The organism is Kitasatospora sp. NPDC056783, from assembly GCF_042789895.1.
In the GTDB taxonomy this organism is placed as follows: Bacteria; Actinomycetota; Actinomycetes; order Streptomycetales; family Streptomycetaceae; genus Kitasatospora.
The window spans coordinates 1-20,943 of the sequence record NZ_JBHUAF010000022.1; the positions used below are offsets into that span (position 1 = coordinate 1).

Annotated in this window: 20 protein-coding genes and 2 pseudogenes; 18 read left to right on the forward strand and 4 right to left on the reverse strand. The window is 71.4% G+C overall.

All coding sequences use genetic code 11. The features are described from left to right. Positions 1-195: 195 nt before the first annotated feature. Complete coding sequence (locus tag ACFRMQ_RS05855) at positions 196-399, reverse strand: cold-shock protein (protein ID WP_189920031.1); 204 nt, start codon at positions 397-399, stop codon at positions 196-198. Between the two features lie 513 nt (positions 400-912). Here ACFRMQ_RS05855 and ACFRMQ_RS05860 point away from each other — a divergent pair. The 6 genes from ACFRMQ_RS05860 (at position 913) to ACFRMQ_RS05885 (ending at position 7,135) form a co-directional block, all read left to right on the forward strand. Next, positions 913-1,749 (forward strand): menaquinone biosynthetic enzyme MqnA/MqnD family protein, encoded by an 837-nt coding sequence (locus tag ACFRMQ_RS05860; protein ID WP_380727417.1) that lies wholly within the window; start codon positions 913-915, stop codon positions 1,747-1,749. Positions 1,750-1,998: 249 nt separating this feature from the next. Beyond that, the gene (gene mqnC, locus ACFRMQ_RS05865; RefSeq protein ID WP_380727352.1) at positions 1,999-3,219 is read left to right on the forward strand and encodes a cyclic dehypoxanthinyl futalosine synthase; all 1,221 of its coding nucleotides are present in this window, start codon (positions 1,999-2,001) and stop codon (positions 3,217-3,219) included. Positions 3,220-3,224: 5 nt separating this feature from the next. Further along, positions 3,225-3,929, forward strand: coding sequence for a hypothetical protein (locus tag ACFRMQ_RS05870; RefSeq protein ID WP_380727354.1), 705 nt, complete (start codon positions 3,225-3,227; stop codon positions 3,927-3,929). Between the two features lie 251 nt (positions 3,930-4,180). Further along, a complete protein-coding gene (locus ACFRMQ_RS05875; RefSeq protein ID WP_380727356.1) occupies positions 4,181-4,768 on the forward strand; it encodes a hypothetical protein in 588 nt (195 codons plus the stop codon). 191 nt (positions 4,769-4,959) lie between these two features. Next, the gene (locus ACFRMQ_RS05880; protein ID WP_380727359.1) at positions 4,960-5,655 is read left to right on the forward strand and encodes a demethylmenaquinone methyltransferase; all 696 of its coding nucleotides are present in this window, start codon (positions 4,960-4,962) and stop codon (positions 5,653-5,655) included. 190 nt (positions 5,656-5,845) lie between these two features. After that, on the forward strand, positions 5,846-7,135 hold the full coding sequence (locus ACFRMQ_RS05885; protein ID WP_380727420.1) for a geranylgeranyl reductase family protein: 1,290 nt from the start codon (positions 5,846-5,848) through the stop codon (positions 7,133-7,135). Here the strand turns inward: ACFRMQ_RS05885 and ACFRMQ_RS05890 are convergent. The 3 genes from ACFRMQ_RS05890 to ACFRMQ_RS05900 all read right to left on the reverse strand — a co-directional run bounded on the left by ACFRMQ_RS05890 (position 7,132) and on the right by ACFRMQ_RS05900 (position 9,105). After that, positions 7,132-7,545 carry a MazG-like family protein gene (locus ACFRMQ_RS05890; protein WP_380727361.1) on the reverse strand — a complete coding sequence of 138 codons (414 nt, stop codon included), beginning with the start codon at positions 7,543-7,545 and terminating at the stop codon, positions 7,132-7,134. The two genes, ACFRMQ_RS05885 and ACFRMQ_RS05890, sit on opposite strands and share 4 nt — an antisense overlap. A gap of 113 nt (positions 7,546-7,658) precedes the next feature. Next, positions 7,659-8,324 (reverse strand): peptidylprolyl isomerase, encoded by a 666-nt coding sequence (locus ACFRMQ_RS05895; protein ID WP_380727363.1) that lies wholly within the window; start codon positions 8,322-8,324, stop codon positions 7,659-7,661. Between the two features lie 127 nt (positions 8,325-8,451). Further along, positions 8,452-9,105, reverse strand: coding sequence for a TetR/AcrR family transcriptional regulator (locus ACFRMQ_RS05900; RefSeq protein ID WP_380727365.1), 654 nt, complete (start codon positions 9,103-9,105; stop codon positions 8,452-8,454). A gap of 84 nt (positions 9,106-9,189) precedes the next feature. Here ACFRMQ_RS05900 and ACFRMQ_RS05905 point away from each other — a divergent pair. The 12 genes and pseudogenes from ACFRMQ_RS05905 to nuoK form a co-directional block, all read left to right on the forward strand. Further along, a pseudogene (locus ACFRMQ_RS05905) lies at positions 9,190-9,315 on the forward strand (DNA-binding response regulator); the annotation flags it as partial. A gap of 504 nt (positions 9,316-9,819) precedes the next feature. Then, positions 9,820-10,179, forward strand: a complete 360-nt coding sequence (locus ACFRMQ_RS05910; RefSeq protein WP_030060100.1) for an NADH-quinone oxidoreductase subunit A — start codon at positions 9,820-9,822, stop codon at positions 10,177-10,179. A 128-nt stretch (positions 10,180-10,307) separates the two neighbouring features. Further along, complete coding sequence (locus tag ACFRMQ_RS05915; RefSeq protein ID WP_380727367.1) at positions 10,308-10,862, forward strand: NuoB/complex I 20 kDa subunit family protein; 555 nt, start codon at positions 10,308-10,310, stop codon at positions 10,860-10,862. Further along, the gene (locus ACFRMQ_RS05920) at positions 10,859-11,572 is read left to right on the forward strand and encodes an NADH-quinone oxidoreductase subunit C (protein WP_380727369.1); all 714 of its coding nucleotides are present in this window, start codon (positions 10,859-10,861) and stop codon (positions 11,570-11,572) included. The genes ACFRMQ_RS05915 and ACFRMQ_RS05920 overlap by 4 nt, the downstream gene beginning before the upstream one ends. Next, the gene (locus ACFRMQ_RS05925) at positions 11,572-12,912 is read left to right on the forward strand and encodes an NADH-quinone oxidoreductase subunit D (protein WP_380727371.1); all 1,341 of its coding nucleotides are present in this window, start codon (positions 11,572-11,574) and stop codon (positions 12,910-12,912) included. Before ACFRMQ_RS05920 ends, ACFRMQ_RS05925 begins: the two co-directional genes overlap by 1 nt. Then, the gene (gene nuoE, locus ACFRMQ_RS05930) at positions 12,909-13,769 is read left to right on the forward strand and encodes an NADH-quinone oxidoreductase subunit NuoE (RefSeq protein WP_380727373.1); all 861 of its coding nucleotides are present in this window, start codon (positions 12,909-12,911) and stop codon (positions 13,767-13,769) included. Before ACFRMQ_RS05925 ends, nuoE begins: the two co-directional genes overlap by 4 nt. After that, positions 13,769-15,130 (forward strand): NADH-quinone oxidoreductase subunit NuoF, encoded by a 1,362-nt coding sequence (gene nuoF / locus ACFRMQ_RS05935; protein ID WP_380727375.1) that lies wholly within the window; start codon positions 13,769-13,771, stop codon positions 15,128-15,130. Before nuoE ends, nuoF begins: the two co-directional genes overlap by 1 nt. Beyond that, positions 15,127-17,583: pseudogene (locus ACFRMQ_RS05940) on the forward strand (NADH-quinone oxidoreductase subunit G); the annotation flags it as partial. The gene nuoF and the pseudogene ACFRMQ_RS05940, both read left to right, overlap by 4 nt. A gap of 146 nt (positions 17,584-17,729) precedes the next feature. Beyond that, positions 17,730-19,058, forward strand: a complete 1,329-nt coding sequence (gene nuoH / locus ACFRMQ_RS05945; RefSeq protein WP_380727377.1) for an NADH-quinone oxidoreductase subunit NuoH — start codon at positions 17,730-17,732, stop codon at positions 19,056-19,058. 6 nt (positions 19,059-19,064) lie between these two features. Beyond that, positions 19,065-19,673: an NADH-quinone oxidoreductase subunit NuoI gene (gene nuoI, locus ACFRMQ_RS05950; protein WP_380727379.1), complete on the forward strand. Its 609-nt coding sequence runs from the start codon at positions 19,065-19,067 to the stop codon at positions 19,671-19,673. Further along, entirely contained in the window at positions 19,673-20,638 is a 966-nt protein-coding gene (locus ACFRMQ_RS05955) for an NADH-quinone oxidoreductase subunit J (RefSeq protein WP_380727422.1), read from the forward strand. Before nuoI ends, ACFRMQ_RS05955 begins: the two co-directional genes overlap by 1 nt. Further along, positions 20,635-20,934: an NADH-quinone oxidoreductase subunit NuoK gene (gene nuoK, locus ACFRMQ_RS05960; protein ID WP_380727381.1), complete on the forward strand. Its 300-nt coding sequence runs from the start codon at positions 20,635-20,637 to the stop codon at positions 20,932-20,934. The genes ACFRMQ_RS05955 and nuoK overlap by 4 nt, the downstream gene beginning before the upstream one ends. Positions 20,935-20,943: the final 9 nt, after the last annotated feature.

Below are 20,943 nucleotides of genomic sequence, written 5' to 3' on the forward strand. Positions count from 1 at the left end.
GTGCCGGGAGAGGGCCCTTTCCGCATTCCCTCGATCCGTGTCCGAACTTCCCGTTCGAAGCGCGACTCGAAAAGGCAGGGGGCCCGCCGGATCGGCGGGCCCCCTTGGGTACTGCTCTTGTGCTCATGGTGGCGGCTGTCGGGAGCCGCCGACGGACCCGTGCGGGTCCCGAGCGATCAGATCATCAGAGGATCGTCAGACAGCGGTGACGTTCTCCGCCTGCGGGCCCTTGGGGCCCTGGGTGACGTCGAAGGTGACCGTCTGGTTCTCCTCCAGCGAACGGAAGCCGTTCGCGTTGATGGCGGAGTAGTGAACGAAGACGTCGGGGCCGCCGCCCTCCTGGGCGATGAAGCCGAAGCCCTTCTCAGCGTTGAACCACTTGACGGTTCCCTGAGCCATGCCGTTCTCCTTGCGATGCGTGTCGGGGGCCACACCGTGTGACACCCGGTCCGCTGCGCTGATCGCCCTGCCTCCGGACGAGTCCGAAATTTTTCGATATTGCTGAAAAACTACAAAAAGCCTGCGGTTACATGCTCCGCAGGCTTCAAGTACTGCAAGGGGAATCAAACTGCAACTGAGGGCAACGCTAGCATGCGGCCGCTGTGACGACCAGAGGTCATTTGCGGTGTGGAAGGCGCGTGTCGTAAGGCGTGTCGCAAGGGCGGGAGCGGGCGTGGAAAGACCCCTCCGGGGAGCCTGAACGGGCGTGTCCGGACGGCCGGTGCGAGCCGCCGCGGACAGCGGGCATACGCTGCGGGGAGGCACGAACAGCAAGGGAGCGGCGCAGTGGCAGCACCGGAAGCACCAACACCGGACGCGCGGACGCGGGAGCCCCAGGAGCACGGTCCGGACGGCTCGACGGACACCCCGGCCAGGCCGACGGACACCCCGGCCAGGCCGCGGGTCGGCCACATCCAGTTCCTGAACTGCGTTCCCCTCTACTGGGGGCTCGCCAGGACCGGCAACCTGCTCGATCTGGACCTCACCAAGGACACCCCGGAGAAGCTGAGCGACCAGCTCGTCGACGGGGCCCTGGACATCGGTCCGATCACCTGCGTGGAGTACCTGCGCAACGCGGACGACCTGCTGGTCCTTCCGGACATCGCGGTCGGCAGCGACGGCCCGGTGATGTCCTGCCTGATCGTGAGCAAGGTGCCGCTCGCCGACCTCGACGGCCGCCGGGTCGCCCTCGGCTCCACCAGCCGCACCTCCGTCCGGCTCGCCAGGCTGCTCCTGGAGGAGCGCGAGGGCGTGCGCCCGGACTACTTCAGCTGCCCGCCGGACCTCAGCGCGATGCTCGCCGAGGCGGACGCCGCCGTCCTGATCGGCGACCCGGCGCTGCGCGCCTACCTCGGTCAGGCCGCCGACCTCGGACTGACCGTCCACGACCTCGGCGAGATGTGGAAGGAGTGGACCGGCCTGCCGTTCGTCTTCGCGGTCTGGGCGGTGCGGCGCGAGTTCGCCGAACGGGCCCCGGAGCTGACCGCCGCGGTGCACCGGGCCTTCCTGGAGTCCCGCGACCTGTCGCTGGTGGAGGCCGCCAAGGTCGCCGAGCAGGCCGCCCGCTGGGAGACCTTCGGGGCGGACGTGCTGGAGCGGTACTTCAGCGAGGCGCTCGACTTCTCGCTCGGCGAGCGGCAGCTGGACGGCGTCGCGGAGTTCGCCCGGCGGGTCGCGCACGACAGCGGGTTCGCTCCGGACGTGGCGGTGCGGCTGCTGGAGCCGGTGGCGCTGCCGGTGGGGCAGTAGGGACCAGGAGCCGGGGCCCGGCCGGATCCACCGCTCGGCGGGGTGGGCCGGCCGGGCCCGGCGCGGTGGGCCCGGCGGCGCTCGGTGCGGCCGGGCCTGGTGCGGTGGGGCTCGGTGCGGCGGGGCCGGCGTGGTGGGGGCCGGCGTGGTCCGGCCGCAGTTCAGCGGGCTGGAGCAGGCGGCGGAATGTGCTGGCGTAGGCTGGTTCGGCCGTACCCCAGTAGCACTTGAGAGAGAGAAGGCCGCCAGGTGACCGAGCTCGCAGCGACCACCCTCGATGCGTCCAGCACCGACCTGAAGGCCGTGCTCGACCGGGCCGCCGCCGGCGGCCGGATCACCCCGGAGGAGGCGCTGGAGCTCTACCGCTCGGCGCCGCTGCACGCGCTCGGCTCCGCCGCCGACGCGGTGCGCCGCCGCCGCTACGCGGGTACCGAGCACATCGCGACGTACATCATCGAGCGCAACATCAACTACACCAACGTCTGCGTGACGGCGTGCAAGTTCTGCGCCTTCTACGTGCCGCCGAAGAGCGACAAGGGCTGGTCCCGCGAACTCGACGAGATCCTGCGCCGCTGCGCGGAGACGGTCGAGCTGGGCGGCACCCAGATCATGTTCCAGGGCGGCCACCACCCGGACTACGGCGTGGAGTACTACGAGCGCGCGTTCTCGGCGATCAAGGCCGACTTCCCGCAGCTGGTGATCCACTCGCTGGGCGCCTCCGAGGTCGAGCACATGTCCCGGATCTCGGGCGTCTCCGTCGAGGAGGCGATCACCCGGATCCACAAGGCGGGCCTGGACTCCTTCGCGGGCGCCGGCGCCGAGCTGCTGCCGGAGCGGCCGCGCAAGGCGATCGCCCCGCTGAAGGAGTCGGGCGAGCGCTGGCTGGAGATCATGGAGATCGCCCACGGCCTCGGCGTCGAGTCCACCTCCACCATGCTGATGGGCACCGGCGAGACCAACGCCGAGCGGATCGAGCACCTGCGGATGATCCGCGACGTCCAGGACCGCACCGGCGGCTTCCGGGCCTTCATCCCGTACACCTACCAGCCGCAGAACAACCACCTGAAGGGCTCGACCCAGGCCACCGTCTTCGAGTACCTGCGGATGATCGCGATCGCCCGCCTGTTCCTCGACAACGTCGCCCACATCCAGGGCTCCTGGCTCACCACCGGCAAGGAGGCGGGCCAGCTGTCGCTGCACTACGGCGCGGACGACCTCGGCTCCGTGATGCTGGAGGAGAACGTCGTCTCGGCGGCGGGCGCCAAGCACCGCTCCAACCTCACCGAGCTGATCCACCTGATCCGGGCCGCCGACCGCGTCCCGGCGCAGCGCTCGACCACGTACGAGCACCTGCGGGTGCTGGACGACCCGGCCGACGACCCGGTCGACGCGCGGGTGTCCTCGCACATCTCCTCCACGGCGATCGAGGGCGGCACCGCGCACCCGGAGCTGAAGATCCTGGACAACTGAGTCCCGTGCTGACCCTGCACCGGGCGGCGTTCGTGCTGCCCGACCCGGCCGGTCCCACCGCCCCGTCCATCGTGGACGGGGCGGTGGTGGTGCGTGGCGAGCTGATCGAGGCGGTCGGGCCGTACGCGGAGCTGGCGGCCGCGCACCCGGGCGCGCGGGTGCGGGACTGGGGCACGGCCGTGCTCGCCCCGGGGCTGCGCAATCCGTACGGGCACTGGCTGCTGGAACGGGCGTACCACCCGGACCCCCGGGAGGAGATCGGTGTCGAGCCGGTGGCGGGCGGGCTGGCCGGGTCCACGGACGAGACGCGGTGCGGGGCCAGCGCGCGGCGGGGGCTGCAGCGGATGCTCGGGTACGGGGTGACGGCGGTGGCCGGGCCCTTCGAACGGGCCTCGGTGCGGACGGCGGTGGCGCGCTCGGGGGTCGTGGGGCTGCCGGGTGCCGCGGGGCCTGCGGGTACTGAGGGGCCGCTGGACCCGCTGGCCGTCCTGCCGTTCGCGGAGGCCGTGTACGGGCGGGTGGCGGCCGGTGGGCGGGCGGACTTCGCGGTGTTCGCGGTTCGCGGGGTCGGGGGTGTGGGTGTGGGTGTGAGTGCGGGGGACGGGAACGCCGGGGCTGCCGGGGCTGCCGGTGGCGGGAGCGCGGTGCCGGCGGCGGGCGGGTGCCTGGCCACCGTGCTGGGCGGGCGGTTGGTGTACCGGCGGCGGTGAAGCCACTGCCACGGCGCGTGCGACTTACTCGCCGGTAGCCGGATTCCCTTGCGGTGCACGGGACTTCCTTCGTGTGCGGTCGAAGTCCGAGGCCGGTTCCGGAGAGTGATTGTGCCTTCGTCGTGACCTGAGGGGCCGCCAGCGGATACGATCCCGGACAGCTCACTCCGTACCCTCACCACACCACCGCCCGTGCCCCGCGGGCGGCGGGGCCGTGTCCCCGGTCCCGACGGCAAGCCAGGACAGGAACCATGCGAACCGCGACCGTTCCCCCGCCGCGCACCCCGCGGATGGGCCGTGGTTGGTACCTCGCCGCCGTGCTCAGCGCCGTGCTGGCCGTCGGCATGTGCCTGCTGGGTTGGCGCCAGGCCGACCAGGCCGACCGGATCGCGGCACACCCGGTGAGAACCGAGGGGGTCGTCACCCAGCTCCCGACCGGCGGCGGAACCTACAGCGCCGTCAGCTACCGGGCCGGGGGCCAGCCGCGCACCGCGGCCGCGCTGCCGCTCTCGGACCACGTCAAGGTCGGCGACGCGGTCTGCCTGGAGCACGCCGCCGACGACCCGAACGCGGTGCGGATCTGCGGCGACACCTACCCGCAGCCGGTCGGCGTGGGCCTGGCCAGGTTCAGCGTGCCGGTGGCCGTCGTGCTCTTCGTGATCTGCGTGCTGCGCATCCGGCGGCACCACAAGGCCCTCGCGGTCCGCAGCGGGCAGGGGAAGCTGGCCGCGAACATCGCCCTGGCGACGGGGGCGCTGGCGGACGGGATGCCGGCGATAACGCACGGCAAGCGGTCCCGCCGTAAGCGCCGGGCGGGCGGGCGGCGCGCCCAGCACTGAAAGGTGCCGCCGGTGGGTGCCGCCGGGGCCGCGCTGTGGGGGCCGCGCCGTGCGGGTGCGGCTGGTGGGCGTGGCCCGGGGCTTGGTCGGGGTGCGGTCGGGCTGTGCGGTCGGGGCGTGAGGTCAGGGTGCGGTCGGGGTTGGCGTGCCCCGTTGGCCGGGGCGTCCGTGCGAGGGTGAACAATGGGGGCGTGACCCGAGCCTCTCTGGACAAGCAGCCGCACGAAGTCGCCGCCATGTTCGACGACGTCGCGGCCAAGTACGACCGCACCAACGACGTGCTCTCCCTCGGCCAGGCCCGCGCCTGGCGCCGGGCGGTGGCCGAGGCGGTGGCCGCCGGACCGGGGGACCTCGTGCTCGACCTCGGGGCCGGCACCGGCACCTCCTCGCTGCCCTTCGCGGAGGCCGGGGCGACGGTCGTCCCGTGCGACTTCTCCGTCGGCATGCTCACCGAGGGCAAGCGCCGCCACCCCGAGCTGGCGCTCACCGCCGGCGACGCCACCCGGCTGCCGTTCGCGGACGACACCTTCGACTCGGTGACGATCTCCTTCGCGCTGCGCAACGTCCAGGACACCGACGCGGCGCTGAGCGAGCTGCTGCGGGTCACCAAGCCCGGCGGCAAGCTGGTGATCTGCGAGTTCTCCACCCCGACCTGGACGCCGTTCCGGACGGTCTACACCGAGTACCTGATGCGCGCGCTGCCGCCGGTGGCCACCGCCGTCAGCAGCAACCCGGAGGCGTACGTCTACCTCGCCGAGTCCATCCGGGCCTGGCCGGACCAGCCGGGGCTGGCCGCCAAGCTCCAGGAGGCCGGCTGGTCGAAGGCCGCCTGGCGGAACCTGACCGGCGGGATCGTCGCGCTGCACCGGGCGTACAAGGTCGCGTAGCCGTCCTCGGCCGGCACCGGGCTCCGATGGGACCGGTGCCGGGAGAACGTGGTCAGGGGGCGGGGGCCGGGATGCCCGGTCGGGGGCGGGTGCCCATCCGGTGAAGTGAGCGGAACTAGACTGCCGGAGACGAATCCGCCCCCCGCCGCAGTTCCAGGAGTGTGTCCAGGTGTCCGAGACCGCAGCCGATCTGACGAAGCCGGACAGCCCCGTGGAGAGCACGGCCGACGTCATCGTGGTCGGTGCGGGCCCGGCCGGCTCCGCCACCGCGTACTACCTGGCCCAGGCCGGGCTGGACGTGCTGCTGCTGGAGAAGACCGCCTTCCCGCGCGAGAAGGTGTGCGGCGACGGCCTGACCCCGCGCGCCACCAAGCAGCTGGTGGACATGGGCATCGACGTCTCCACCGAGAACGGCTGGCTGCACAACAAGGGCCTGCGCATCATCGGCGGCGGCGTCCGACTGGAACTGGACTGGCCGGAGCTGTCCTCCTTCCCCGACTACGGTCTGGTGCGCAAGCGCGCCGACTTCGACGAGCTGCTGGCGCGTCAGGCCGAGAAGGCGGGCGCCCGGCTCTACGAGCGTTGCAACGTCAGCGGTCCGGTCCTGGACGAGCGCACCGGCCGGATCGTCGGTGTCACCGCCAAGCTCGGCGAGGAGAAGCGGCCGGTCACCTTCCGCGCCCCGCTGGTGGTCGCCGCCGACGGCAACTCCACCCGGCTCTCGCTCGCCATGGGCCTGCACCGGCGCGAGGACCGCCCGATGGGCGTCGCCTACCGCACGTACTTCACCTCGCCGCGCCACGACGACGACTACCTGGAGTCCTGGCTGGAGCTGTGGGACACCCGCGAGGGCCAGCGCAAGCTGCTTCCCGGGTACGGCTGGGTCTTCGGCATGGGAGACGGCACCTCCAACGTCGGCCTCGGCATCCTCAACTCCTCGCCGGCGTTCGGCGAGCTGGACTGGCGCGAGGTGCTCAAGGCCTGGTGCGCCAACATGCCGGAGGAGTGGGGCTACACCCCCGAGAACATGACCGAGCCGATCCGGGGCGCCGCACTGCCGATGGCCTTCAACCGGCAGCCGCACTACACCCGCGGCCTGCTGCTCGTCGGCGACGCGGGCGGCATGGTCAACCCGTTCAACGGCGAGGGCATCGCCTACGCGATGGAATCCGGCCAGATCGCCGCCGGTGTCATCGTGCAGGCCCTCGCCCGGGTCACCGACGCCGGTCGTGAGCGCGCCCTCCAGGCCTACCCGCGCATCCTCAAGGACGTGTACGGCGGCTACTACACCCTGGGCCGCGCCTTCGTGAAGCTCATCGGCAACCCCAAGGTGATGCAGCTCGCCACCCAGCGAGGTCTCACCCACCCGATGCTGATGCGCTTCACCCTGAAGCTGCTCGCCAACCTCACCGACCCGCAGGGCGGCGACGCGATGGACCGCGTGATCAACGGCCTTGCCAAGGTCGCGCCGAACGCCTAGTCCGACTCTGGAGATGCCGTCTCCGGCGACATCGTCTCCGGCGTCGCCGTCCCCTTCGCGGCTGCCTCCTGCTGCTGCCCCGTGGGGTCCTGGCGGGAGGCGGCGGAGCGCTGTTCGACGTAGGCGAGGCGCTCGGCGAAGACCCGGGCCGCGTCGGGGGTGAGGGTCCGCAGGGCGACGAGGGCGGAGAAGACGACATCGCAGAGCTCGTGCTGGACGTCCTCCCAGGTATGGGTGACGCCCTTGCGCGGGTTCTGGCCGGTGGCGCCGATCACCGCCGCACCGACCTCGCCGACCTCCTCGGAGAGCTTGAGGATGCGCAACAGGCGCTCCTCCTGGGGTGACTGGGTGCCCTGCTCGTCCAGCCATGCGACCAGGTGGTCGACGCTCTCCCAGATCCGGCTGTCCATGCGGTGTCGCTCCTGCTCCCGTGTGGCGTCGTTGGTGCTGCCACCGTACGGGAGCGCGGGTGGTGGGGGCGCCGGCCGGTGGTGGCGGGCCGGGGCTGTCCGGCCCGCCCGGGTCAGCGGGCGCTGATCTTCACGTTGCGGATGTTCACCGGGAGGGTGGGGAAGCCGTCGCCCGGGTTGTTCTGGTCGTCCTCGCCCCCGGCGGCGATCTTCTGGAGGACGTCCAGACCGGCGGTGACCCGGCCGAACGGGGTGTAGGCGGGGGAGAGCTTGGTGTCCTTCCAGACGAAGAAGAACTGGCTGCCGTTGGTGTTGGGGCCGGCGTTGGCCATGGCCACGGTGCCGGCCGGGTACGTGGCGCCGGTCAGGTTCTCGTCCGGGAATGAGTAGCCGGGCCCGCCGCTGCCGGTGCCGGTCGGGTCGCCGCACTGGAGGACGTAGATCCGCTGGGTGGTGAGGCGGTGGCAGTGGCTGCGGTCGAAGTAGTCGTGCTCGGCGAGGAATCGGAACGAGAAGGTGGTGCACGGCGCCTTGTCCGTCAGCGCCTCGAAGGTGATCTGGCCCTGGCTGGTCCGCAAGGTCGCGCTGTAGGGCTTCGCCGCCTTCTTGGCGTTGAAGACCGGGATGCCCTTGAAGTTGTCCGCCGGGACGGCCGGTGTGTAGGTGCAGCCGGCGGCGGGAGCGGCGGCCGCGGGGGTGTCCGCGATGGCGGTGCCGGTGCTCGCCACGAGCGGGAGGACGGTGGCGGCGGCGACCAGCGCCCAGTGCGTGCGCTTCACGGGACGGGCCTTCCGAGGGGTGGTGGACGGCGGGGTTGTCATGGAGGAATCATCCACGTCCGGTTGGGGATGCGGTAGGGGGTGGGGCGGCTGTGGTTCCTCGGACCGGTGGTGTCGTGACGATTCGTCAGTTCTGCTCCGGGGGAGTCGAGGTGGGCGTGAAGAGCCCGGCTCGGGCGGCCAGGGCGGCGGCGTCGGCTGCCCGCTGGGCGGTGCGGGCGTCCAGCGGCTCGCCGGAGACGAACAGCCGGTAGTAGAGCGGTGCGGTGGCGGCCCGGATCACCTCGGCACCGTCCGTTCCGACGGACAACTCGCCCCGGGTGACGGCCCGTTCGACCACCTCGGCGGCCTGGCGGTGGCGGGCCGCGAAGAAGGAGCGCAGGGCGGCAGCTCCGGTGTCCGAGCGCTGGGCGGCGGAGATCAGCGCGGTCGGCGTCGGGCCGAGCTCCGGGTCGGTGAAGGCGGTGAAGACCTCCTGGGTGATCAGGCGGAGGTCCTGCTGGAGATCTCCGGCGTCGGGTACCGGCCAGGGTTGGTCGGCGGAGGCCGCCAGAGCATCGGCGACCAGGCCGTCCACCCCGCCCCACCGTCGGTAGAGCGTCGCCTTGTGGGTGCCGGAGCGGGAGGCGACCGCCTCGACGGTGAGGCCGTCGTATCCGCGCTCGGTGACCTCGGCGAGCGTGGCGGCGACCACCTCTGCCCGGACCCGGGCGCTGCGGCCGCCGGGGCGGGAGACGGCCGGGGTGCGGGGCTCAGGTTCGGGGTGGGCGGCTTCGGGCAAGGTCGGCTCCACTCGTGTCGAGGCCGGCCGGGGGGTGGCGGCCCTTTCGTCCTCATTTTAATGCGACAGATGTCGCGTTAAAGGAGAACGCCGAAGCTCGACGGTCTGGAGGTCACCCGACAGCCGGCCGACCAGTGCAAGGTGATCGTGGTGACCACCTTCGACCTGGACGAGTACGTCCACACGGCATTGCGGCACGGGGCAGCCGGAGGCGGCGCGGGGGCGGAGGAGGAGGCGTGCGGGCGGGTGGGGGAGAGGGAGAGAACCCCCACCGCACCCCGAGCTCGCGCGCTTGTGAACGAAGGGTCAAGCGAGCGTTCAACCCCCCGCCACCCCTGCGAGTGAGCCGCTATAACACGTCAACATGACGCCAGGAAATTTGCTTGGCCGGTCGCCTAGTTGATATAGGAACGCGCCCCTGACCAGCTGCTTCGCAGATAAATGCGACTGCTTGTGATCATTTGACTGCTTTGCGTTGAAAGATCTGGGCATGCCTGCGTTCGGCACCATTCACATGGTGTCGTAGATCACAAAGATGGCGGTGAACTGCGTGTCGCAGATCACAAGCGGACGGGCATAGGATGCGCTCGTTCCAGGCTTTGTGAACTGCCTCACATGAGGTGGATCTCGGGAACTGGAACGCGGGTTCACCGCAGGGTGACCTGCCGGTTCCGATCTGCAGTCAAGGACGACTGGACGGAGGGAGCGGGGGCTATGAATGCCTACGCGCCGATCCTCGTACTCGGTGCCATCGCGGCGGCGTTCGCGGTCGGCTCCGTCGTGATGGCCTCACTCACCGGCCCGAAGCGCTACAACCGGGCCAAGTTGGAGGCGTACGAGTGCGGCATCGAACCGACCCCGCAGCCTGTGGGCGGCGGTCGGTTCCCGATCAAGTACTACCTGACGGCGATGCTCTTCATCGTCTTCGACATCGAGATCGTCTTCCTCTACCCATGGGCGGTGACCTTCGACGCCCTGGGGATCTTCGGGCTGGTCGAGATGCTCCTGTTCATCGCCACCGTCTTCGTCGCGTACGCCTACGTGTGGCGTCGCGGCGGCCTGGAGTGGGACTGAGCGCGGGGTGGTCCGAGCGCGGGGTGGCCACGCCGCCCGTCCGCCGGCTGCGCGCCCGCTTGTGAACGAGCGGACAAGCCAGAACCGGCCCACGTATCAGCCGACTTGAGGGCATTGAGAGGGATCTGATGGGAATCGAGGAGAAGCTGCCGAGCGGCTTTCTGCTCACGACCGTGGAGACGGCCGCCGGCTGGGTGCGCAAGGCGTCACTCTTCCCGGCCACCTTCGGTCTGGCCTGCTGCGCGATCGAGATGATGACCACCGGCGCCGGTCGCTACGACCTGGCCCGGTTCGGCATGGAGGTCTTCCGGGGCTCCCCCCGGCAGGCGGATCTGATGATCGTGGCGGGCCGGGTGAGCCAGAAGATGGCCCCGGTGCTGCGCCAGGTGTACGACCAGATGCCCAATCCCAAGTGGGTCATCTCGATGGGCGTCTGCGCCTCTTCCGGCGGGATGTTCAACAACTACGCGATCGTCCAGGGCGTCGACCACATCGTCCCGGTGGACATCTACCTGCCCGGCTGTCCGCCCCGTCCGGAGATGCTGATGGACGCCATCCTGAAGCTGCACGACAAGATCCAGCACGAGCCACTGGGCGTGAACAGGCGCCGGGCCGAGGAACTGGGCGAGGCGCTCGCCCTCAAGGCCACCCCGGTCAGCGAGATGCGGGGGCAGCTGCGATGAACGAGCAGGTGCCCGAGACCCGCCGCGAGCAGCCGTCCCGTGAGATCCCGGTCGAGGTGGTCGGCCGCCGCCAGGGCATGTTCGGGGCCAAGGGCAGCGGCGACACCTCCGGCTTCGGCGGCCTGGCCGCCCCGATCGTGCTGCCCGGTCCGAGCGAACGCCCTTACGGGGGTTGGTTCGACGAGGTCGCCGACGAGCTGGAGGGCGCCCTGGAGGAGCAGGGCCTGGACCCGGTCGAGGTGATCGAGAAGACCGTGGTCGACCGCGGAGAGCTCACCTTCCACATCGACCGCGCCCACCTGCTGAGGGCCGTCCGGATCCTGCGCGACGACCCGGCGCTGCGCTTCGAACTGTGCCTCGGCGTGAGCGGAGTGCACTACCCCGGGGACAAGGGCCGCGAACTGCACGCGGTCTACCACCTGCGCTCGATCACCCACGGCCGGCTGATCCGGTTGGAGGTCACCGCGCCGGACGCCGACCCGCGGATCCCGTCCGTGGTGAGCGTCTACCCGACCAACGACTGGCACGAGCGCGAGGCCTACGACTTCTTCGGCCTGGTCTTCGAGGGCCACCCGGCGCTCACCCGGATCATGATGCCGGACGACTGGCTGGGTCACCCGCAGCGCAAGGACTACCCGCTCGGAGGCATCCCCGTCGAGTACAAGGGCGCCCAGATCCCGGCTCCCGACCAGCGGAGGTCGTACAGCTGATGAACACCCAGCACTATGGCGAGACCGAGGCGGCGGACGTCCGCGACACCACCGAGGGCCGGGTCTTCACCGTCACCGGCGGCGACTGGGGCGAGGTGGTCGAGGCGGTCGGCCGGGCCGACGACGAACGCATCATCGTCAACATGGGCCCCCAGCACCCGTCCACCCACGGGGTGCTGCGGCTGATCCTGGAGATCGACGGCGAGACGGTGACGGAGGCCCGCTGCGGCATCGGCTACCTCCACACCGGCATCGAGAAGAACATGGAGTTCCGCAGCTGGGTCCAGGGCACCACCTTCGTGACCCGGATGGACTACCTGACCCCGCTGTTCAACGAGACGGCCTACTGCCTGGCGGTGGAGAAGCTGCTCGGCATCACCGGCGAAGTCCCGGAACGGGCCAGTGTCATCCGCGTGATGATGATGGAGCTCAACCGGATCGCCTCGCACCTGGTCTGCCTGGCCACCGGCGGCATGGAGATCGGCTCCACCACGCTGATGATCTACGGCTTCCGGGACCGCGAACTGATCCTGGACGTCTTCGAGCTGGTCACCGGCCTGCGCATGAACCACGCGTACGTGCGCCCCGGCGGCCTCGCCCAGGACCTGCCGCCCGGCGCCGTCGACCAGATCCGCGAGGCGGTCAAGGTCTTCCGCTCCCGGATGCACGAGTACGACAAACTCGCCACCGGGAACCCGGTGTTCAAGGCCCGGCTGGTCGACGTCGGTTTCCTGGACCTGGCCGGCTGTCTGGCCCTCGGTGCCACCGGTCCGATCCTGCGGGCCACCGGCCTGCCGCACGACCTGCGCAAGAGCGACCCGTACTGCGGTTACGAGGACTACGACTTCGAGGTCGCGATCGCCGACAGCGCCGACTCCTACGGCCGCTTCCTGATCCGGCTGGAGGAGATGAAGCAGTCCCTGCGGATCGTCGAGCAGTGCCTGGACCGGCTGCGGCCGGGCCCGGTCATGGTGGCGGACAAGAAGATCGCCTGGCCCGCCCAACTGGCCGTCGGTCCGGACGGGATGGGCAACTCCCTCGACCACATCCGCAAGATCATGGGCACCTCGATGGAGGCCCTGATCCACCACTTCAAGCTGGTCACCGAGGGCTTCCGCGTCCCGGTCGGCCAGGCGTACACGGCGATCGAGTCGCCCAAGGGCGAGCTGGGCGTGCACGTGGTCAGCGACGGCGGGACGCGCCCGTACCGGGTCCACTTCAGGGACCCGTCGTTCACCAATCTGCAGACGATGGCGGCGATGTGCGAGGGCGGCCAGGTGGCCGACGTGATCGTCGCGGTGGCCGGGATCGACCCGGTGATGGGAGGCGTGGACCGGTGACCAACATCGAACTCGGACTGCCGGCACTGCCGGCCGCACCGTACCCCGAGGAGGTGCGCGCCCGGCTGGCCGCCGACGCCGCCGAGCTGATCGCCCGCTACCCCCGGTCCCGCTCGGCGCTGCTGCCGCTGCTCCACCTGGTGCAGGCCGAGGAGGGCTTCGTCAGCCCGACCGGGATCCGCTTCTGCGCCGAGCAACTGGACCTCACCACCGCCGAGGTCACCGCGGTCGCGACCTTCTACACCATGTACCGGCGCCGCCCCGCCGGGAAGTACCACGTCGGGGTCTGCACCAACACCCTGTGCGCGGTGCTCGGCGGCGACCAGATCTTCGCCGACCTCCAGGAGCACCTGGGCATCCGCAACAACGAGACCACCGAGGACGGCGAGGTCTCGATCGAGCACATCGAGTGCAACGCGGCCTGTGACTACGCCCCCGTGGTGATGGTCAACTGGGAGTTCTTCGACAACCAGACCCCGGAGAGCGCCCGGCAGCTGGTCGACGACCTGCGCGCCGGACACGAGGTCAGGCCCACCCGCGGCGCCCGGCTGTGCGGCTTCAAGGAGACCGCCCGGATCCTGGCCGGCTTCCCGGACGAGCGCCCCGGCGCCAACGACGAGTCCGGCGCCGGCGGCGCCCCCTCGCTGGCCGGCCTGCGGCTGGCCCGCGGCGAGGCCTTGCCCGGCACCCCCGGCACCAGGGTGGTCTCCCCCCGCCACGAGGGTAACGGCCAGGCCGACAACGGCACCACGGGCAACGGCGCCACGGGCAACGGCGCCACGGGCAACGGCGCCACGGGCAATGGCGCCACCGGCAACGGCACCACGGGCGCCGGCCACGAAGGGAGCGGGGCGTGATGACCTCTGCCGAGCCGGCCGAGAAGCTGCTCACCCCGGTGCTGTCCGACTCCTGGGACGACACCCGCCCCTGGACGCTCGACACCTACCGGCGCCACCACGGCTACGAGGGCCTCAAAGCGGCCCTCGCCATGCCGCCGGACGACGTGATCGCCCTGGTCAAGGACTCGGGGCTGCGCGGCCGCGGCGGCGCCGGCTTCCCGACGGGGATGAAGTGGCAGTTCATCCCGCAGAACGACGGCAAACCGCACTACCTGGTGGTCAACGCGGACGAGTCCGAGCCGGGCACCTGCAAGGACATCCCGCTGCTGTTCGCCAACCCGCACGCGCTGATCGAGGGCATGGTGATCGCCTCCTACGCGATCCGCTGCGACCACGCCTTCATCTACCTGCGCGGCGAGGTCGTCCCGGTACTGCGCCGGCTGCACGCCGCCGTCGCCGAGGCGTACGCCGCCGGGCTGCTGGGCCGTAACATCCTCGGCTCGGGCGTCGACCTCGACATCACCGTGCACGCCGGCGCCGGCGCCTACATCTGCGGCGAGGAGACGGCGCTGCTGGACTCGCTGGAGGGCCGCCGGGGCCAGCCGAGGCTGCGGCCGCCGTTCCCGGCGATCGCCGGCCTGTACGCCTGCCCGACGGTGGTCAACAACGTCGAGTCGATCGCCTCGGTGCCGCCGATCCTGGCCCGCGGCAAGGAGTGGTTCAAGGCCCTGGGCACCGAGAAGTCCCCCGGCTTCACGCTCTACTCGCTCTCCGGGCACGTCACCAACCCCGGCCAGTACGAGGCCCCGCTCGGCGTCACGCTGCGCCAGCTGCTCGACCTCAGCGGCGGTGTCCGCGCCGGGCACCGGCTGAAGTTCTGGACGCCGGGCGGCTCCTCCACCCCGATGTTCACCGACGAGCACCTCGACGTCCCGCTGGACTACGAGGGCGTCGGCGCGGCGGGCTCGATGCTCGGCACCAAGGCGCTCCAGGTCTTCGACGAGACCACCTGCGTGGTGCGCGCGGTCACCCGCTGGACGGAGTTCTACGCCCACGAGTCCTGCGGCAAGTGCACCCCCTGCCGCGAGGGCACCTACTGGCTGGTCCAGCTGCTCAAGCGGATCGAGGCGGGCGAGGGCGTCGACGGGGACCTGGAGAAGCTCCTCGACATCGCCGACAACATCAACGGCAAGTCCTTCTGCGCCCTGGGCGACGGCGCGGCCAGCCCGATCGTCTCCTCGCTCCAGCACTTCCGGGCCGAGTACGAGCAGCACCTGGCCGAGCGCCGCTGCCCGTTCGACCCGGCCGCCTCCACCGTCTGGGCCGACGGCCCCCGCCCCGGCCACCAGTCCGCCACCGAAAGGGAGGTGCACGCGTGACGATCACAGAGCCAACCGCCTCCGAGACCGCGGTCGAACTGGTCACGCTCACCATCGACGGCGTCGAAGTGCGGGTCCCCAAGGGAACGTTGGTGATCCGGGCCGCCGAGACCATCGGCACCCAGATCCCGCGCTTCTGCGACCACCCGCTGCTCGACCCGGCCGGCGCCTGCCGCCAGTGCATCGTCGAGATCGAGGGCCAGCGCAAGCCGGTCGCCTCCTGCACCATCCCGGTGGCCGAGGGCATGGTGGTGCGCACCCAGCTCAGCTCACCGGTGGCCGAGAAGGCGCAGCGCGGCGTGATGGAGCTGCTGCTGATCAACCACCCGCTGGACTGCCCGGTCTGCGACAAGGGTGGTGAGTGCCCGCTCCAGAACCAGGCGATGAGCAACGGCGCCGCCGACTCCCGCTTCGAGGGCATGAAGCGCACCTACGAGAAGCCGGTGCCGATCAGCAGCCAGGTGCTGCTGGACCGCGAGCGCTGCGTGCTGTGCGCGCGCTGCACCCGTTTCTCGCAGCAGATCGCCGGGGACCCGTTCATCGACCTGGTGGAGCGCGGGGCGCTGCAGCAGGTCGGCACCGGCGAGGGGGACGACTTCGAGTCGTACTTCTCCGGGAACACCATCCAGATCTGCCCGGTGGGGGCGCTGACCTCGGCGGCGTACCGGTTCCGCTCGCGCCCGTTCGACCTGACCTCCTCGCCGAGCGTGTGCGAGCACTGCGCCTCCGGCTGCGCGCAGCGCACCGACCACCGGCGCGGCAAGGTGCTGCGCCGGCTGGCCGGCGAGGACCCGGCGGTGAACGAGGAGTGGAACTGTGACAAGGGCCGCTTCGCCTTCCGCTACGCCCAGCTGCGGGACCGGCTGACCACCCCGCTGGTGCGGGTGGACGGTGAGCTGGTGCCGGCCTCCTGGCCGGAGGCGCTGGCCCGGGCGGCCGAAGGACTGCGCGAGGCCCGGACCGGGGTGCTGGCCGGAGGCCGGGTGACGGTCGAGGACGCCTACGCGTACGGGAAGTTCGCGCGAGTGGTGCTGGGCACCAACGACGTGGACTTCCGGGCCCGCCCGCACAGCGGCGAGGAGGCCGACTTCCTGGCCGCGGCGGTGGCCGGCCGGGGCGTCGACCTGGACGGCTCGGGGGTGGCGTACGAGGACCTCGACCGGGCGCCGGTGGTGCTGCTGGCGGGCTTCGAGCCGGAGGAGGAGTCGCCGATCGTCTTCCTGCGGCTGCGCAAGGCGACCCGGGCGGCGGGTCTGAAGGTGTTCTCGGTGGCCGCGTACGGCTCCCGGGGCCTGGCGAAGCTGCGCGGTGCGCTGCTGCCGGCCGCGCCCGGCACCGAGCCGGAGTGGCTCGCGGCGCTGGCGGCGGACGAGCCGCTGAACGACGACGCGGGCCGGGCGGCCGAGCTGCTGCGCACGCCGGGCGCGGTGATCCTGGCGGGTGAGCGGCTGGCCGCCGTCCCGGGCGCGCTGACGGCGGTGCTGCGGCTGGCGCACGCGACCGGCGCGAAGCTCGCCTGGGTGCCGCGCCGGGCGGGCGAGCGCGGGGCCGTGGAGGCCGGCGCGCTGCCGGGCCTGTTGCCCGGCGGCCGTCCGGTGGCCGTTCCGGCGGCCCGGGCGGAGGCGGCCGCCGTGTGGGGCGGGGCCGAGCTGCCGTCCCGGCCGGGCCGGGACACCGGCGGCATCCTGGCGGCGGCCGTGCGGGGCGAGCTGGACGCGCTGCTGGTCGGCGGCGTGGACCCGGACGACCTGCCGGATCCGGCGCTGGCCGACGAGGCGCTGGCGGCGGTGCCGTTCCTGGTGTCGCTGGAGCTGCGGCCCTCGGCGGTGACGGCGCACGCGGACGTGGTGCTGCCGGTGGCGGCGGTGGCGGAGAAGGCGGGCACCTTCCTGGACTGGGAGGGCCGGGTGCGGATGTTCGAGGCCGCGCTCAAGCCGGACCAGCAGATGGGCCGCCACCTCCAGTCGGACCTGCGGGTGCTGAGCATGCTGGCGGACGCCCTGGGCCACCGGCTGGGCCTGCCGGACGTCCGGGCGGCCCGGCTGGAGCTGGACCGGTTCGTCCCCTGGGAGGGCGACCGCACGGCCGATCCGGCCGAGCACCCGGCGGTGCTGCCCCGGCCGGCCGAGGGCCAGGCGGTGCTGGCGGGCTGGCGCCTGCTGCTGGACAACGGCGTGCTGCAGCAGGGGGATCCGCACCTGGCGGGCACCCGGCACCGGGCGGTGGCCCGGATCTCGGCGGAGACGGCCAGGGAGATCGGTGCCGAGGCGGCCGCCGCGCTGCGGCTGACCGGCCCGGCCGGCTCGCTGACCCTGCCGCTGGAGGTCACCGACTCGGTTCCGGACCGCACGGTCTGGGTCCCGCTCGACTCCACCCCGGGCGGCGCCCACCGCGCGCTCGGCACCACCGTCGGCCACCTGGTCTCGATCGCCGCGGCCGAGCCGGAGCCCGGGCCCGAACTCGGAACCACGGCCGAACCCGCGCCCGAGCCGGGGACCACGGCCGGGGCCGCCCCCGACATCGCGGACGAAGCCGCCGACACCCCAGCCGACACTCCAGCCGACACTGCGGACGAAGCCGCGGGCGAAGGGGAGGACCGATGACTTCGCAGCCGTACGAGACGCTCCACTTCTTCGGGCAGGACCCGTGGTGGCTGGTGCTGCTGAAGGCGGTGTTCTGCTTCGCCTTCCTGGTCCTGACGGTGCTGATCGCGATCGTCTGGGAGCGCAAGGTGGTGGCCTGGATGCAGCTGCGCATCGGGCCCAACCGGCACGGCCCGTGGGGCATGCTGCAGTCGCTGGCGGACGGCGTGAAGCTGGCGCTGAAGGAAGACCTGGTGGTCAAGGGCTCGGACAAGGTGGTCTACATCCTGGCCCCGATCGTCTGCGCCATCCCCGCGTTCATGGCCTTCGCGGTGATCCCGTTCGGCCCGGCCGCCAACGAGGTGTCGATCTTCGGCACCCGGACGCCGCTCCAGCTGACGGACTTCCCGGTGGCCCTGCTGTACATCCTGGCGACGGCCTCGATCGGGATCTACGGCATCGTGCTGGCGGGCTGGTCGTCCGGTTCGACGTACCCGCTGCTGGGCGGGCTGCGCTCGGCCGCGCAGATGGTCAGCTACGAGATCGCGATGGGCCTGGCCTTCGCGGCGGTGTTCATCTACTCCGGCTCGATGTCGACCTCGGAGATCGTGGCGCACCAGCAGCCGACCTGGTTCGCGGCCCTGCTGCCGGTGTCGTTCATCGTCTACGTCATCGCGATGGTCGGCGAGACCAACCGGGCGCCGTTCGACCTGCCGGAGGCCGAGGGCGAGCTGGTCGGCGGCTTCAACACCGAGTACTCCTCGCTGAAGTTCGCGATGTTCATGCTGGCCGAGTACGTGAACATGGTGACGGTCTCGGCGGTGGCCTCGACCCTCTTCCTGGGCGGCTGGCGGGCCCCGTGGCCGGTGTCGACGTTCTGGGAGGGCGCCAACCACGGCTGGTGGCCGATGCTCTGGATCACGCTGAAGATCCAGCTGCTGCTGTTCTTCTTCATCTGGCTGCGCGGCACGCTGCCCCGGTTCCGCTACGACCAGTTCATGAAGCTGGGCTGGAAGGTGCTGATCCCGGTCTCGCTGGTGTGGCTGGTGCTGATCGCGAGCGTGCGGGCGCTGCGCAACGAGGGCTACGGCTTCGGCGAGGTGGTGCTGTACGTGGGCGCCCCGGTCGGCGTGATCCTGCTGCTGGCGCTGCTGCGGGACTTCGTGAAGAAGCAGCCGGAGCCCGAAGAGGCCCCACCCGAGAAGGAGTTCGACCCGATGGCGGGCGGTTACCCGGTCCCGCCGATGCCCGGTCAGGTGGTCCCGCCGGTGCCGCGCCGCCCCAGCCGCGCCCCGAAGCAACTCCAGGACGCCCTCAACGGGGCCGACCATTCCGAAGGGAGCTGAACCGAGATGTCCGACCAGTCCGACCGTACGGACCGCCCCGAGCGGGGCGACCGCCCGTCGATCCTCGGCCCGGCCGCCGGCTTCGGCGTGACCTTCAAGGCCATGTTCAAGAAGCGGCTCACCGAGCAGTACCCGGAGCAGAAGAAGCCCACCGCTCCGCGCTTCCACGGCCGCCACCAGCTGAACCGGCACCCGGACGGCCTGGAGAAGTGCGTCGGCTGCGAGCTGTGCGCGTGGGCCTGCCCGGCCGACGCGATCTACGTGGAGGGCGCCGACAACCGGGACGAGGAGCGCTACTCCCCGGGAGAGCGCTACGGCGCGGTGTACCAGATCAACTACGCCCGCTGCATCCTGTGCGGGCTGTGCATCGAGGCCTGCCCGACCAGGGCGCTGACCATGACCAACGAGTACGAGCTGGCCGACTCCTCCCGCCGGGACCTGATCTTCACCAAGGAGCAGTTGCTGGTGGGCCTGTCCGAGGGCATGGTCGACACCCCGCACGAGATCTTCCCGGGCACCGACGAGGGCGCCTACTACCGGGGCGAGGTCATCGCGGCGGCGCCGGGGACGGTCCAGCAGGAGCGCACCGACCGGGAGAAGGAGGTGCGGCAGTGATCGCGCGGCTGGCGGAAGCGACCGGGACGACCTCCACGGGTGAGGCCGTCCAGTTCTGGGTGCTCGCGGTGATCGCGGTCGGCGGCGCTCTCGGCATGGTGTCGATGCGCAAGGCCGTGCACAGCGCGCTCTGCCTGGCGTCCACCATGCTGGCGCTGGCGGTCTGTTACATGGCCCAGGGCGCGGTGTTCCTGGGCGTGGTGCAGATCGTGGTCTACACCGGCGCGATCATGATGCTCTTCCTGTTCGTGGTGATGCTGGTCGGCGTCACCAGCGAGGATTCTCTGAAGGAGCACCTGAAGGGCCAGCGGTTCGCCGCGGCGCTGTGCGGGCTGGGCTTCGGGGTGCTGCTGATCGCCGGGATCGCCAACGCGAAGCTGAACCACTTCACCGGGCTGGCCGAGGCGAACGCCGAGGGCAACGTGCCGGGCCTGGCCCGGCTGATCTTCACCCGGTACGTGTGGGCCTTCGAGGTCACCGGCGCGCTGCTGATCACGGCGGCGATCGGTGCGATGGTGCTGACCCACCGGGAGCACGTGACGGCTCCCAAGACCCAGCGAGAGCTGGCGGCGCAGCGGGTCATGGACAACATCCAGGTGCCGCCGCTGCCGGCGCCGGGCGTGTACGCGCGGCACAACGCGGTGGACGTCCCGGCGCTGCTGCCGGACGGCACGATCGCCGAGGACTCGGTGATGGCGACGCTGCGCGAGCGCGGTCAGGTCCGGGACGTCAGCCAGGCGATGCTGCGGCGGATGGCGGAGCTGGAGAACACCACGGCGGACTGGCTGGGCCGTCCGTCCTCGGAGCGGCCGGCGGTGGCCGCTCCGCGCAAGTCGCTGGAGCCGGTGCCGGCGAACGGCGAGCGGGCCCCGGCGAACAACGGGCGCGGGCGCGTCCCGGTGAACGGTGAACCGGTGCCGGCGAACCACGTGAAGCACCCGGCCGACGAGGAGGGCGCGGAGTGAATCCGGTCAACTACCTCTACCTGGCGGCCCTGTTGTTCACCATCGGCGCGGCCGGGGTGCTGGTGCGGCGCAACGCGATCGTGCTGTTCATGTGCGTGGAGCTGATGCTGAACGCCTCGAACCTCGCCCTGGTGACCTTCTCCCGGCTGCACGGGACCTTGGACGGCCAGATCATCGCGTTCTTCACGATGGTGGTCGCGGCGGCCGAGGTCGTGGTCGGCCTCGCCATCATCGTCTCCATCTTCCGGACCAGGCACTCCGCTTCGGTCGACGACAGCAACCTGATGAAGCTGTAGGCGGAGGCC